Annotated in this window: 10 protein-coding genes and 1 pseudogene; 7 read left to right on the plus strand and 4 right to left on the minus strand. The window is 67.7% G+C overall.

Features of this window, described 5'->3' with window-relative positions; all coding sequences use genetic code 11:
• The first annotated feature begins 191 nt into the window (after positions 1-191).
• The 5 genes from NYR58_RS02475 (at position 192) to NYR58_RS02495 (ending at position 6,631) form a co-directional block, all read left to right on the plus strand.
• A complete protein-coding gene (locus NYR58_RS02475; protein ID WP_261518891.1) occupies positions 192-611 on the plus strand; it encodes a hypothetical protein in 420 nt (139 codons plus the stop codon).
• 743 nt (positions 612-1,354) lie between these two features.
• On the plus strand, positions 1,355-2,614 hold the full coding sequence (gene repA / locus NYR58_RS02480) for a plasmid partitioning protein RepA (RefSeq protein ID WP_261518892.1): 1,260 nt from the start codon (positions 1,355-1,357) through the stop codon (positions 2,612-2,614).
• Entirely contained in the window at positions 2,611-3,672 is a 1,062-nt protein-coding gene (gene repB, locus NYR58_RS02485; protein ID WP_261518893.1) for a plasmid partitioning protein RepB, read from the plus strand. Before repA ends, repB begins: the two co-directional genes overlap by 4 nt.
• A 337-nt stretch (positions 3,673-4,009) precedes the next feature.
• Positions 4,010-5,338, plus strand: coding sequence for a plasmid replication protein RepC (repC, locus tag NYR58_RS02490; protein ID WP_261518894.1), 1,329 nt, complete (start codon positions 4,010-4,012; stop codon positions 5,336-5,338).
• 117 nt (positions 5,339-5,455) lie between these two features.
• Entirely contained in the window at positions 5,456-6,631 is a 1,176-nt protein-coding gene (locus tag NYR58_RS02495) for an RHE_PE00001 family protein (protein ID WP_261518895.1), read from the plus strand.
• A gap of 12 nt (positions 6,632-6,643) precedes the next feature.
• Here NYR58_RS02495 and NYR58_RS02500 read toward each other — a convergent pair whose 3' ends face one another.
• A complete protein-coding gene (locus NYR58_RS02500; protein WP_261518896.1) occupies positions 6,644-8,440 on the minus strand; it encodes a gamma-glutamyltransferase family protein in 1,797 nt (598 codons plus the stop codon).
• Between the two features lie 424 nt (positions 8,441-8,864).
• On the opposite strand from NYR58_RS02500, the gene NYR58_RS02505 reads away from it, so the two are divergent.
• On the plus strand, positions 8,865-9,983 hold the full coding sequence (locus NYR58_RS02505) for an anhydro-N-acetylmuramic acid kinase (RefSeq protein WP_261518897.1): 1,119 nt from the start codon (positions 8,865-8,867) through the stop codon (positions 9,981-9,983).
• A 93-nt stretch (positions 9,984-10,076) separates the two neighbouring features.
• Positions 10,077-10,439, plus strand: a pseudogene (locus NYR58_RS02510) (IS1 family transposase); the annotation flags it as partial.
• Between the two features lie 279 nt (positions 10,440-10,718).
• Here the strand turns inward: NYR58_RS02510 and NYR58_RS02515 are convergent.
• Genes NYR58_RS02515 through argH form a run of 3 tightly spaced genes read right to left on the minus strand, consistent with a single transcriptional unit; the run spans position 10,719 to position 14,259 of the window.
• A complete protein-coding gene (locus NYR58_RS02515) occupies positions 10,719-11,666 on the minus strand; it encodes a carbohydrate kinase family protein (RefSeq protein ID WP_261518898.1) in 948 nt (315 codons plus the stop codon).
• Complete coding sequence (locus tag NYR58_RS02520) at positions 11,663-12,733, minus strand: ABC transporter ATP-binding protein (protein ID WP_261518899.1); 1,071 nt, start codon at positions 12,731-12,733, stop codon at positions 11,663-11,665. Before NYR58_RS02520 ends, NYR58_RS02515 begins: the two co-directional genes overlap by 4 nt.
• Entirely contained in the window at positions 12,733-14,259 is a 1,527-nt protein-coding gene (argH, locus tag NYR58_RS02525) for an argininosuccinate lyase (RefSeq protein WP_261518900.1), read from the minus strand. Before argH ends, NYR58_RS02520 begins: the two co-directional genes overlap by 1 nt.
• Between the last annotated feature and the right edge of the window lie 2 nt (positions 14,260-14,261).

Consider the following 14,261-nt stretch of genomic DNA (forward strand, 5'->3'; position numbering starts at 1 on the left):
CCGCGAAGGGCTTGCAGCACGATGAACGGGCGCTCACGCCGGCGTGAAAATACTCACAGAAGAGTCTTCGTCTTCGTGAAGTAAAGGTTCCTTTTTATACATGGATGTGAACCATGTATGATTAGCAAAACGCGCCCGTTTGACTTATCTTCTCAATGCAATCGACAAACAACCAAGCAACGGAGTTCATCATGAACAGGATAGCTATTCTCACCTCCGCCATCGCGCTTCTGGGCGCGGGTAACGCTTTTGCATTCGACGCGGCATCGGGTTTTGGCCCGAGTGATGCGGGCGACCAGCCCGTGCCGCGTTTCCAGACCGAGGCCCTGATCGACCGCTCCGCCGTCACCGCGAGCATCGGACAGGCCCAGGGTACCGTGGTTCGCGGGCCGGTGGGCTTCTCCGCGGCCATGGGGTTCGGCCCGAGCGATGCCGACGACCAGACCGCTCCCCGCTTCCAGTCGCGCGGCGCGGTCGACCACTCCCTCGTGACCGCAAGCATCGGACAGCCGGCGCCGCGTGCCGCAGCCATCGGCTATTCGGCGGCCACGGGCTTCGGCATCAGCGATGCCGACGACCAGCCCGTGCCGCGCTTTCAGACCGCGCGCTAGGTGATCCGGCGAAAGGCCCCCCACCCTTCGCTGAGCAGAAAACGGCCCCGCAGACCCTGCCGGGGCCGTTTTTCGTCATGGGGGCCCCGCCGCCTTTTACGGAATCGATGAGGCGGTTTTCTTCCGTCACTCGGGATTGTGTCGGCGGCATCCGCGTCAGCGTTCTTTTGTCTCCCCTCCTCTCTTTCTCCCCTCCCCTTCCCCCTCCGGTCATCGCTCGTGCGCCGCGCCCGAAAGCGCCTGAGTCGCAGCCCATCCTGCGCGGGGCCGCCCATCGCTGCCGCGCCATCGCGGAAGGGCGGACCCGGCACCGGGCCTGCCCTGCCCGGTTTTCCCCTTGGAATCATGGGTTTTTCTTGCCGGCTAAGGCGTTAACCTTTTGGTAACCAAAAACTTCTTGACGAAATCCCCACGCATCATTCCAATAATTACGGAAGTAGCCGCCTTTCGGCGTCGAAAGCGTAACCGGATGCCGGGCGCGCAGGCGGCGGGCAGTTTGCGTTAGTGGCGTGTGGGCGGCGTTACGGCCGGGAAACGGAGCATGTGCGCCCGCCGGCGTAGGCGGCTCGCCCGCCAGGGGCGAATCGCGATACGGTGGGACAAGGTGCATTCGGGGTGCCGGCCGCAGCCGGAGGCGAGGAATTTTATCCCCGCCCCCTCGCATGCGCATAGAATGGATCGGACCGGTGCGCATGGGGCCGCCGGCGGTGAGAGGGATCGGGCGGGTGCCCGGAGGGAGCTTGATGTTGGACAACACGGCAGAGCGGGGGACGGCAACACAGGCAGCAGCCGACGAGCGGATCGCCGCCGATGCCGCGCTGCTTTCCGAACAGCTTCGCGTCCTGCGCGACCGGGTCTTCCCCCCGGCCTCGCAGAAGACGCTGCGCACCTTTTCTAGCGGCGAGGCGGCACGGCTCATCGGCGTCTCGGACGGCTATCTGCGCCAGCTTTCCATTGCCGGAGACGGGCCGCAGCCGGAGACGGGGCCGGGCGGCAGGCGCTACTATTCGCTGGCCGACATCAACGCCCTGCGCCATCACCTGGCCGAGCAGGCGCGCGCCAAGGGCCATCTGGCGAAAGCCCGCAGCTATGTGAAGTGGCGCGACCCGGCGCGCGAGCATCTGCAGGTCATCGCCGTGACCAATTTCAAGGGCGGCTCGGGCAAGACCACCACCAGCGCCCATCTGGCCCAGTATCTGGCGCTGGCCGGCTACCGGGTGCTGGCGGTCGATCTCGACCCCCAGGCTTCGCTGTCGGCGCTTTTCGGCTACCAGCCGGAACTCGACCTTTCCGGCAACGACACCCTTTACGGCGCCATCCGCTACGATGCGGAGCGGCGGCCGCTCTCCCAGATCATCCGCAAGACCTATTTCGACGGGCTCGACCTGGTGCCCGGCAATCTGGAGCTGCACGAGTTCGAGCACACGACGCCGCGCATGCTGGCCGAGCGCCAGGCCGGCACGGGGGCGGACGAGTTTTTCTTCGCCCGCATCCAGGCCGCCCTGGCCACGGTGGCCGGCGACTACGATGTGGTGGTCATCGACTGTCCGCCGCAGCTTGGCTTTCTCACGCTCTCGGCGCTGTGCGCGGCCACCTCCGTCATCGTGACCGTGCATCCGCAGATGCTGGATGTGGCCTCGATGAGCCAGTTCCTGTTCATGACCGCGGATCTCCTGTCGGTGGTGCGGGCGGCGGGCGGCACGCTCAATTTCGACTTCCTGCGCTATCTCGTCACCCGCTACGAGCCCAATGACGGGCCGCAGACGCAGATTGTCGGCTTCCTGCGCTCGCAGTTCGGCGAGCGGGTGCTGACCGCACCGATGGTGAAGTCCACCGCCATCTCCGATGCGGGGCTGACCAAACAGACGCTCTACGAGGTGGGCCGCGACAGCTTCACCCGCTCCACCTACGACCGGGCGATGGAGGCGTTGACAGCTGTCAACGCGGAGATCGAGGGCCTCATTCTCGAAGCCTGGGGCCGCGGTGAGGGAGGCAACGCATGAACAAACGCAGGGACCACCTCAAGGCGCTGTTCGGCGGCGGCCCCCTGCCGGGCGAGGCACAGCCCTCCCCGCCCCGCGCCCCGGAGACCAAATCGCTTGCCCCTGCGCCCAGGACCGGCCCGACGCGCAGCGCCTCCGGCGCCGTGAAGGCCATGGGCCTGACGCTCGATTCCATGACACGCGAGATCGACGAGGCGCGCGCCATCCGCGAGAGCCTGGCCAAGGGCGAGCATGTGGTGGAGATCGACCCCGCCCTCATCGACCCCGCGCCGGTGCGCGACCGGCTGTCGAGCGAGGAGGCGGGGGACGAGGATTTCGAAACGCTGGTGGAGAGCATCCGCGACAGCGGCCAGCAGGTGCCCGTGCTGCTGCGCCCGCACCCCGAGGTGCGGGGGCGCTATCAGGTGGCCTACGGGCACCGCCGTGTGCGCGCCGCAGCCCGGCTGGGCCTTGCCGTGCGCGCCGTCATCCGCGATCTCGCCGATGACGAGCTGATCCTCGCCCAGGGCAAGGAGAACAGCGAGCGGCGCAATCTCTCCTTCATCGAGCGCGCCTATTTCGCCCATTCCCTCATCCATCGCGGCTTCGACCGGGCGCTGGTGCAGCGGGCCCTGTCCGTCCACAAGGCCGACGTCACCCGCCTGCTGGCGGTCGCCCAGAGCGTGCCGTCGGTCGTGGTGCAGGGCATCGGCCCGGCGCCCAAGGCCGGCCGCGAGCGCTGGATGGCGCTTGCCGAATACCTCAAGCGGGAGGGGGCGGCCATGGTCGCCATCGACATCGCGACCTCCGAGAGCTTCCGCCAGCTGCCGAGCGATGAACGCTTCCGCACGCTCTTCGAGCGCGTGGCGCGGCTGTCGCGCAAGAGCCCGGCGCGCAAGATGCAAAAGCGCGAGATCGCCGACGAGCGGGGCCGCGTGCTTGCCCGCCTCAGCGAGGGCAGGCGGCCGAAGCTGGAGTTCGACGAGAAGACCGAGCCGGGCCTTGCCCGCTATATCGCCGAGCGCCTGCCGGAGCTTGCCGCCCGCTTTGCCGAGGAGCGCGCGACAGACGGGGATTGAGAATTGCCGCGCCGCCGTGGAGGCCGGCGCGGCAGGTTCAGGAGTGGAAAGAGGATCAACGAAGAGAGGTAAACCGCGCAAGAAAAAGGCCCCCAGAACGTCGCCATTCCGGAAGCCCCTTTCGATGTAGCAATCTGAAAGAATCACTTCCGACCTGCATTGTCAAGCATCGGCGCGCTCCGGTGACGTCTTTTTCTTGCCTTTTTGAAGGGCAGAAGACATGTCGGAGAGATTTGCAGTCTCGCCATTCGGCGGGAGTGGGTTGGTGCGTGCCCAATTTGCCGTCAACGAGCGGATTCTGCGTGCCAGGCGCGATCGGAAGTCGCCGGAGGGCGCGTTGACAGCTGTCAACGGCACAGCCCGGCCGAAGGACGAGGAAGGGCCGGACAAGTGGACGCTGATGCGGGATATCACGCAGGCGCGCGCAGCGCTTGCGCTGTCCAACCGCACCATCATCGTGCTCGAAGCGCTGGTCAGCTTCCTTCCCCAACGCACGCTGTCGCTTGGCCGGTCGCTCATCGTCTTCCCCTCCAATGCCGAGCTTTCGCTGCGCACGCGCGGCATGGCGCCCGCCACGCTGCGCCGCCATCTGGCGGCGCTCGTCGAGGCGGAGCTCATCCTGCGCCGCGACAGCGCCAATGGAAAGCGCTTTGCCTGCCGCGATGCGGAAGGGCGCATAGCAACCGCCTTCGGCTTCGACCTCTCGCCGCTGGCCGCGCGGGCAAGCGAGATCGCGCGGCTTGCCGCCGAAACCCGCCGCAACGCCGAGGAAACACGGGCGCTCAGGAGCGAGATCACCATTCACCTGCGCGACATGGCGGCCATGCTGGCCACGGCGGAGGAGGAGGGCAGGGGAGAAGCCTTCGCCCCCTTCCGCGCGGCACTCGATGCGCTGTCGGGCCGTCTCGGCCGCAACACGGATCTTCAGACCTTGCGGGCCCGCCGCGACCGGCTGGCGGCCCTGCGCGGACGTCTGGAAACCGCCTGGCTTGGCCGCGGAAAAGACGAACCGGAGCCGGCGTTGACAGCTGTCAACGCATCATCCGATCAACCGGATTTGCTGCCGGAATCCGAGAAAATGAGCGCCAATGACGCGCAAAATGAGCGCCAGATAGAGGATTCAGACTCCGAAGACTCTTTCAGAATAAAGAAAAACGAGATTGAACCCGCCGACACGACGCCATGCACCTTCCCGGCAAGCGTTGACAGCTGTCAACAGCCCGACACGCCCGCACATCCCGCCGCCGACCGCACGCCCGCACATCCCGCCGCCGACCGACCGCAGACGCCCTGCGGCCTGCCGCTTGCTTCGGTGCTTGCCGCCTGTCCACGCATGGCCGACTATGCTTCCGGCGCCATCCGAAGCTGGCACGACCTTGCCCGAACGGCCGATCTGGTGCGCACCATGCTGGGGATTTCCGGGCCGCTGTGGCGCCAAGCAAGGCGCACCATGGGCGAGGCCAATGCCGCGGTGGTGATCGCGGCCATGCTTGAGCGGGCCGAGGCGCTGCGCTCCCCGGCTGCCTATCTGTGCGACCTCGCCCAACGTGCTGAGAAAGGCGCCTTCTCGCCACGGCCGATGCTCAACGCGCTGATCGAAGCGCGCCTGCGCAAGGCCCGCAGCGAGCGGCTCGCAGGGGCGGCTGTCGCCCCGTGTGGAGGGTGAGGCGATGAGCCCGCGCCAGGGAGCGGAAAGACGGGGGAGGGGCCTGCCTTCCAAAATCCCGACGAGCGGAAAGAAACCGCGAGATTGCTTCCGTATGGAATGTGCTAAAAGACGGACATGGAGCGCGATTCGCTTGATCTTCCAGGCCGGGATCTTCTGGCGCCGCTGGCCCGCGCCGAAGACCGGCTTGCCCGTCTCGACGAGCGCGTGGCGCGCAGCCCGCGCGGCCAGGGCTTTGTGGAACGCCAGCATTTCAGCGAAGCCGCCGCTGCGCTGTGGCTGGCCGGCGAGCTCGTCCACCTGGAGGATCTGGTGCTTCACGACGGGCGCATGGATGTCCGCCCGCCTACCCATGAGCTGACGCGCGCCCATGACGTGCTGCGCGCCCGCCGCCGCATCGCGGCCCAAAGGCCCGACTGGGCGCTGAGCCCCGCCGGTCTCGGCGCGCTGGTGGCGCGGGAGGGGGACGATGCGGCCCGGCCCATCCTGCCGGTCGAAACGCCTGGCCCTGCTTCCGCCGCCGACGATCCGCAGCAGGCGGGAGAGGAAGAGGCGCTTGCCGAGGAGTTTGCGGAGATCGACGCCGTTCTGGCACGTGCCGGCCGCACCCTGGCGAAGAAGGGCCGGGTGGCGCACGGCGATCTCGATGCCCCCTGGCCCCTGCCGGCGCAGGAACCGGCGAGCCGCCTCCCGGAGACCGGGGAGGCGGCGCTCGGCGCGCTCATCCACGACGAGGACCGCGACGAGACCGCCCTCCTCGGAGAGTGGCTCGCCCGGTTGCGGCACATCGAGGGCGAGGCGCTGCCCCCCCTTCTGGCCGCCTTTCTGGCCTGGGAGGCATGGGAGCGCATCGCGCCGCTTGAGCGCCAGCATTGGCTGGGCCTGCTGCTTGTCGCCGCCTTCCTGCGCAGCCAGGGCAAGACCAGCGCGCATCTGGCGGGGCTTGCCTGTGGCCTGCGCGAGGTCGCCCGTGCGCGCCGGCAATCGCGCGAGCGCGCCACGCGCTGCCTCGCCTTCTTGGAAGCGGTGGACATGGGGGCGCGGGCAGGGCTGGCCGAGATCGACCGGCTGGAGCTTGCCGGCCACCGCATGGAGCGGCGCCTGCGGGCCAAGCGCCGCCATTCGCGTCTGCCGCGGCTTGCCGAGATGGTCCTGTCGCGCCCCGTCGTCTCCGCCGCCCTCGTGGCGGGCGAGCTCGGCATCACCCAGCGCGCCGCCCTCAACCTGATCGGCGAACTCGGCCTGCGCGAACTGACCGGCCGCGGCCGCTACAGGGCTTGGGGCATCGTGTAGGGCGACGCTGCCTCAGCGGCCCACCGCATAGGCCTGCATGAGGCGTGGCGTGGCGGCGGCGCGCAGGATGCCGTCCGGCCCGCGCGCGGCGGCGACCATGCGCCCGATGCTCCATTCCGGCATGCGCTCCAGGCTGTGGCCGCGCGCCCGCAGAGCCTCGATGGTCGCGGGCGCGAAGCTTTCCTCCAGTGCCAGATGGCCGGGCCGGCGCTGGCGCGGATAGAAGGAGGAGGGGAAATGGGCAGTGTGCGCCATGGGCATGTCGATGGCCTCCTGCAGGTTGAGGCCGTGATGGACATGCCGCAGGAAGAACAGAAGCTGCCATTGCTCCTGCTGGTCGCCGCCCGGCGTGCCGAACACCATATAGGGCTTGCCCTCCCTGTGGGCGAGGCTCGGCGTCAGCGTCGTGCGCGGCCGTTTGCCCGGCGCCAGGCTGGCCGGCAGGTTCGGCTCCAGCCAGAACATCTGCGCCCGGCTGTTCAGCATGAAGCCGAGCGCCGGGATAATGGGCGAGGATTGCAGCCAGCCGCCGGACGGCATGGCCGCCACCATGTTGCCGGCGGCGTCGATGGCGTCCACATGCACCGTGTCGCCGCGGCGCGCCGAGCGCATGTCGGCCAGGGTGGGCTCGTTCGAGGCGGCGTCGGGGTCGGCCGTCCCCGACAGCCGCTCCAGCGCCGCCATCACCCGCCGCGCCTGCGCCTCGTAGCCTGGAATGCAGCCGGGAATGAGCGCAAGGCAGGCGCGCTCGCCGATCAGGCGGCGCCTGTCCTCGTTGTAGGTGTCGCTCAGAAGATGGGCCGTCGGCACGTCGACGAAGGCAGGATCGCCGTAGTAGACCTCGCGGTCGGCGAAGGCGAGCTTCATCGCCTCCACGAGCGTGTGCACGAGATCGGGCCCGGCGGGGTCCATCGCCGCCAGGTCGAAGCCCTTGAGGAGCGCCAGCGTCTGCAGAAAGACCGGGCCCTGGCCCCACGGGCCCGTCTTGTGAAGCCTGTGGCCGCAATAGTCATAGGAAAGCGGCTCCTCATAGGCCGCCTGCCAGCCCGCCAGGTCGTCGGCGGTGATGACGCCCCGGTGCCTCCCGCCGCTTTCGTCCATCACCGCATTGGCGCGCGCAAAGCGCTCGATCTCCTCGGCCACGAAGCCGCGATAGAAGGCATGACGCGCCTTCTCGATCTGCGCCTCGCGGTCGGGGCCTGCCGATTCCGCCTCGCGCAGGATGCGCCGCCAGGTGGCCGCCAGCGCTTCGTTGCGAAAGAGCGCGCCAGGCTGCGGCAGCCGCCCGCCGGGGGTGAAGAAGGCGGCCGATGTCGGCCACTCGCGGGCGAAGAAATCCGCAAGCCCGGCGATGGTGGCGGCCGCCCGCGGCAGGAGGGGATGGCCCCTTTCGGCATAATGGATTGCCGGCGCCAAAACCTTCGCAAGCGGAAGCGTTCCATAATCTCTCAGAAGCTGCATCCACGCGTCGAAGGCGCCGGGCACCACGGTTGCAAGCAATCCGTTGCCCGGCACCAGGGTCAGCCCCTCGCGCCTGTAGTGTTCGATGGTCGCGCCGGCGGGCGCCGGCCCCTGTCCGCACAGAACCCGGGTCTCGCCGCTTCGCGCGCTGTGGAAGATGATGGGCACCTCGCCCCCCGGCCCCACCAGATGCGGCTCCACCACCTGCAGCACGAAGCCCGCGGCCACCGCCGCGTCGAAGGCGTTGCCGCCGGCCTCCAGCATCGCCATGCCGGAAGAGGAGGCAAGCCAATGGGTGGACGTGACGACCCCAAAGGTGCCGAGGATCTCCGGCCGGGTGGTGAACATGGGCTTTTGCCTCTTTTCCCTGTTGGCGAACGATCCGCCCGTCTCCCCTCTCCGGCGCGGCGGCAGCGGTGAAAACCGCGCCCGGGGCGTGTCTCTTGCCTATCCTGGTTCTCATACGTGAGAATCGAACCCCATGGCAGGGTCCGCGTGAAGATGCATCATGAAGGGGAGGGGGCTCTTGCGTCCGCCCGCCGGGGTTTGAGCCGAAGCCTGGCCTGTGGAAGAAATATGGGGCCGATCACCGGATTCGGGTGGATGCCTGAGGGAATGCGCGGATGAGCAGCGGCCGTGAACACAAGTCTCCTTCACCAGCCCTCGGGCGGCTTTTCGCGCGCGCGTCTGAGCCGCTCAGGGAGGCGGTCGCGGGAGGCGGCGGGCGGGCCGTCCGGGCGGTGGGCGATCTCATCAACGCGGGACCATGAACATGAAACCAATCTGGGCCGTGGGCCTGATGACCGGCACGGTGCTCGACGGCAATATCGACGTGGCGCTGATAAGGACCGATGGCGAGGGCATCGAGGATTACGGGACCTACAAGCTGGCGCCCTATCCACCCGCCATCCGCGCCATTCTTGAAGAGACGCTGCGCCAGGCGCGGGCCTGGAACTTCGAGGGCCCCGAGCCTGCGATCTTCCGCGAGGCGGAGGAACAGTTGACGCGCGCCCAGGCGGAGGCGGTCCGGCGTCTGGTCGAGGAGCAGGGCATGTCGATGAAGGATGTCGGCGTCGTCGGCTTTCACGGCCAGACGGTGCTCCACCGTGCCCCGCAGAAGGGCAGGCGCGGCCGCACCCGGCAGCTCGGCGACGGCACGCTCATGCATGCGTTGCTCGGCACCAGGGTGGTCTACGACTTCCGCAGCGCCGATATGGAAGCCGGCGGGCAGGGGGCTCCGCTTTCGGCCTCCTACCATGTCGCCATGCTGCGCAGCGCGGGTGCCGGCGGCGGCGGCACGGCGATCCTCAATCTGGGCGGCGTGGCCAACATCACCTGGTGGGGAGGCGGAGACGACTTCGTGGCATTCGACACGGGCCCCGCCAATGCGCCGCTCAATGACTTCATCCGCTCAAGAGGCCGTGGCGAGATGGACCGCAACGGCACAATCTCCGCCGCCGGAACGGTGGACGAAGCGCGGCTCGAGAAGCTTCTGGCGCATCCCTATCTCGCCGCGCCGTACCCGAAATCGCTCGACCGTTTCGACTTCGGGGCGGAGATGGCAGAGGGGCTGAGCCTGGAGGACGGGGCAGCGACGCTCGCCGCCTTTACCGCGGCTGCCGTGGGCCGGGGGCTCGACCTGCTGCCGCGCCGGCCCGGGCGGCTGGTGGTCTGCGGCGGCGGGCGGCACAATCCCACCATCATGGCGATGCTGGAAAGCCGCGCCGGCGTCGAGGCCGTGCCGGCCGAGGCACTGGGCTTCAGCGGCGATGCGGTGGAGGCGCAGTGCTTTGCCTTTCTGGCGGTGCGGACGCTGCGCGGCCTGCCCATCAGCTTTCCCGGCACCACCGGCGTGCCGCAGCCGATGGGCGGCGGCCGGATCGCGGGATAGGCCGGGTAGTGGGTTAGTTTGAAAATGGACTTTATGCTTGAGGGACTATGCATAGACGCTCAAGCATGCATATTTTGCACACGGCCTAAGGGCCGTTATAGCCCCGCCAAATTCACAGCCGTTCGCAAGACGCGGATCGAAGGCAGCCCCGTTCCCAAGCACGTCAGCACATCCTTTGCTGAGCGTCAGAACCTCACGATGCGGATGCACATGCGCCGCTTCACCCGCCTGACCCACGGCTTCTCAAAGAAGGTCGAGCAGCACGCCAATGCGGTTGCTCTGCATTTCATGTACTACAACTTCGTGCGCATCCATAAGACGCTGCGCGTGACCCCGGCGATGGTCGCTGGCGTAATTGACAAACTCTGGGAAGTCAGCGACATCGTTGCGCTGATCGAAGCGAAGGAAGCCGAGAAGCCAATGGTTCGCGGCCCCAACAAAAAGCGAAGCGGCTAGAGATGCGCATTTCTCGCGGAATTTGGCGGCTTTGGTTGGTTGGTTCCATCATCTGGATAGCGTATTCTGCGTGGAGCAGCGATTTGGCTTGTCCCCTTCAGCTAATCGGTATCGAGACGAACGCAGGGCCGTGGTGCGCATTTCAGAATGCGGAACCATTCACCTATTACGGAAACCTGGCGCTGCGCATGATCGGGATTCCGGCTATCGTCGCGGTCTGCATCTTCGCGGGCGCGTGGGTAGTTGATGGATTCCGCTCACGAAATTCAAACTGACCCACTACCCGGCGGCGGTTTCGGGGGAAGGCTGGGCTTGCTCCGCCCCATTCTCGCTCGTGCGGGCGAGTGCGGAGGCGCCGCCTGCCGCCTGGACCGAACGCGCGCCCGCCGCCACGGCCGCCGCCAGACATGCCCGCGGCGATGCCCCATCGAGCCAGCCATCCAGAAACCCGGCATTGAAGGCGTCTCCGGCGCCCGTCGTGTCCACCACGCGAACCTTCGGCGCGGCGACGGCGTGGCTTGCGCCTCCCATGCTGACCATTCCGCCTGCCGCGCCAAGCTTCAGCGCCACCGCCGGAAAGCGCTCGGCAAGCGCCTGAAGGGCCGAGCGCGGCTCGGCACGCCCGGTCAGCGCATGCGCCTCCTCCCAGTTGGGGAGGAACAGGTCGATGCCGGCGCAGCGATCGAGAAATTCCGGGTCGCGTATCAGAGTCTCGTCCCAGCTCGGATCGAGCGAGACCGTAAGGCCGCGCGCCTTCGCCAGGCGCACCAGATCCGGCATCTCGGCGAGCGTTGCATATTCGGCGATGTGCAGGTGGCAGGCCGCGGGAAAGGCAAGGGCCTGCGCCAATGTCTCCGGGCAGGCGCGATCCACCCGCCGCGACAGGAAAGCACGCTCGTCACCTTCTACCATCACCACCGTGACCTGCGGCCCGGCGGAGGGGTGGCGGTCAAGAAATGCGAGCTCCACCCCGGCTGCCGCGATCTGCGGTTCGAGGGCACGCGACAGCGCGTCGGTTCCCAGCCGCGCCACCAGGGCGGCCCTGCGCCCCAACGCCACCGCATGCGCGGCGGTGATGAAGGCCCCACCGCCCGCCGCCAGCTCCAGATCCTGCGCAAACAGCTCGCGGCCAAGCTGCGGCATGCGCTCAAGGCCCGTGAAAATGAAGTCGCAGTAGATGCGGCCGAGGCAAAGGACCACGCCGCCTTCGGCTTTTCCGTTCTTCATAACCGGCCCAGCGCCCGTTCGCTGCCGGCATCGAAGAGATAGAGCGCCCCGCGGGCGGCAGACGCGGTGACGGTGCTGTCGACGGCGGGGACGAGACGGCCCGGCGCGGTGGCCACGACCTCGACGCCGCCGGCGGCAAGGTGGACCAGGGTTTCGGCCCCAAGCGGCTCCACGGCGGTGACAACGCCGGAAATTGACAGGCCGCCATCAGATTCGGCGCCGACGACCAGATCGTGCGGGCGCACGCCCACCAGGACACCGCCATCCCCGAAGGATGCGGCATTGGTCTCCGGCAGCCGCGCCCCGGCAACGGCAAGCACCCCTTCCTCCACCGCGCCCGGCATCAGGTTCATGGCCGGGCTGCCGATGAAGCGGGCGGTGAACACATCGACCGGGTTCTCGTAAAGCTCCACAGGGGTGCCGACCTGGAGAATGCGCCCGTCGCGCATCACCACGATCCGGTCCGCCATGGTCATGGCTTCCACCTGGTCGTGCGTGACATAGACAACGGTCGTGCCGAGGCGCTGGTGAAGCCGCTTGATCTCGATCCGCATGGCGGAGCGAAGCTGCGCGTCGAGATTGGACAGCGGCTCGTCGAACAGGAAGGCCACGGGATTGCGCACCATCGCGCGGCCGATGGCAACGCGCTGGCGCTGGCCGCCGGACAGGGCCGCCGGGCGCCGGTCGAGCAGATCCTCAAGCCCCAGGATGCGCGCCGCCTCCTCGATGCGCTTCTGCTTTTCCTGCCGCGACAACCGTGCGGTGTAGAGGCCGAAGCCGATGTTCTGGGCCACGGTCATGTGCGGGTAGATCGCATAGTTCTGGAAGACCATGGCGATGTTGCGCTGCTTCGGCTCGCGCTGGTTGACCACCTCGCCACCGATTCTCAGCGTTCCATCGGAAATGTCCTCAAGCCCGGCGATCATGCGCAGCGTGGTGGACTTGCCGCAGCCGGAAGGGCCGACAAACACCACGAATTCGCCGTCGTCGATGGCAAGATCGATGGCCTGGACGGCGGTCAGCCGCCCATATCGCTTCGTAAGTCCCTGAAGTTCGATGCGGGCCATCAGCTTCGCTCCCGTCCGGTCTTTTTCATGAGCGCGGCAAATCTCTCCTGTCGTTGTCTTCCTGCCTCGGCCAGCCGCGCGGCATCGGCGCTGGCTGCTGCGGCAAAGGCGGCTGCCTTTTCCCGGTAGCCGGCGAGCGCGGCCGCCATGGGCTCCGGTGCGGGTCCGCCATAGCGGCCGCGCACCGCCACGAAATGCGCCGGCGAAACGAGCCTCGCAAAGGTGGCCTGGTCCACCATCGTCTGGCGGCCGGTCGAGCGGGCGAAAGCCTCCAGAAACGCCGGATAGCCGTCGGTGGAAAGATCGCCGTCCACGCCCACCACCGCGCGCGCGACGGCGGCGGCGATCTCGTGCCCCTCGCGGAAGGACAGTCCTTCGAGACGCACCAGGCTGTCGGCAAGCTCCGTGACGGTGATGCAGGAGCGGCGGATGTTGGCGGCCACGCGCCGCGGGTCGATCCTGACCTGCTCCACGAGGGCGGAGAGGAGATCGAGCACGCGCCATGCGCAGTCGAACGCCTGATACCCCATGGCCTGGGTTTCGCCTTCGCTGTCGTTCATGTCCGTAAAGGGGGTGTTGTGCACGATCTCCAGGAGGCCCCGGGCCCGCGCCAAGGTCTGGCTTGCCAGATGCCGGAGATGCTCGATGGGCACCGGATTGCGCTTTTGCGGCATGATGGAGGAAATCTGCACCAGCGCGTTGGGCACGTAGAGCTGGCCGACCTCGAAGCTCGACCAGAACTGGAGGTCCTGAATGGGGCGGCCGAGATGCAGGAACATCAGCTCGATCGCGCCATAGGTGGCCGTGACATAGTCGACGGCGGCAATGCATCCATAGGAATTCTGCAGGGGGGCGGAGAAGCCGAGCAGCTCCGCCACGCGCGCGCGGTCGATGGGAAAACCGGAGGTGGTGATGGCGGCTGCCCCCATGGGGCACAGATCAACGATCTCGCGGGCCTCGCGCAGACGCGCGATGTCGCGGATCAACACCTCGATCACCGCCGCAAGGTAGTGGCCGAAGGTCGTGGGTTGCGCCGGCTGGCCGTGGGTGTAGGCGACGATCAGCGTTTCCTTCTCGCGCTCCGCCGCCATGATCAGCGTCTCCAGCAGCCTCTGCGCTCGCGCCAGCAACAGGTCGATGCGCTCCCTGAGGGCGATCTTGAAAAGGGTGTGATCGATGTCGTTGCGCGAACGCGCGGTGTGAAGCCGCCCGGCGAGATCCGGTCCCAGCCGGCGCTTCAGCTCCTTCTCGACGAGAAAGAAGAAATCTTCCACCTCGCCCGTATAGGCGAGGGAGGAGACATCGATCTCCCGGTCGATCGCCTCCAGCGCCCCGGCGATTGCGGCCGCCTGTGCGGTCCCCACAATTCCCGTCTCCGCCAGCATGACGAGATGGGCGCGGTCGATGGCGCGAAAGCCTTCGAGGTGATGGACCTTTGCCCCCTCGAAGAGGGGCTTGAGAACCGTTTCCTTGTAGACGGGGTCCGGGAAGACACTCCTGTCCGTCCGGCGCGGATCCTTGGTCATGG

The organism is Chelativorans intermedius, assembly GCF_025398255.1.
GTDB classification, from domain to species: domain Bacteria; phylum Pseudomonadota; class Alphaproteobacteria; order Rhizobiales; family Rhizobiaceae; genus Chelativorans; species Chelativorans intermedius.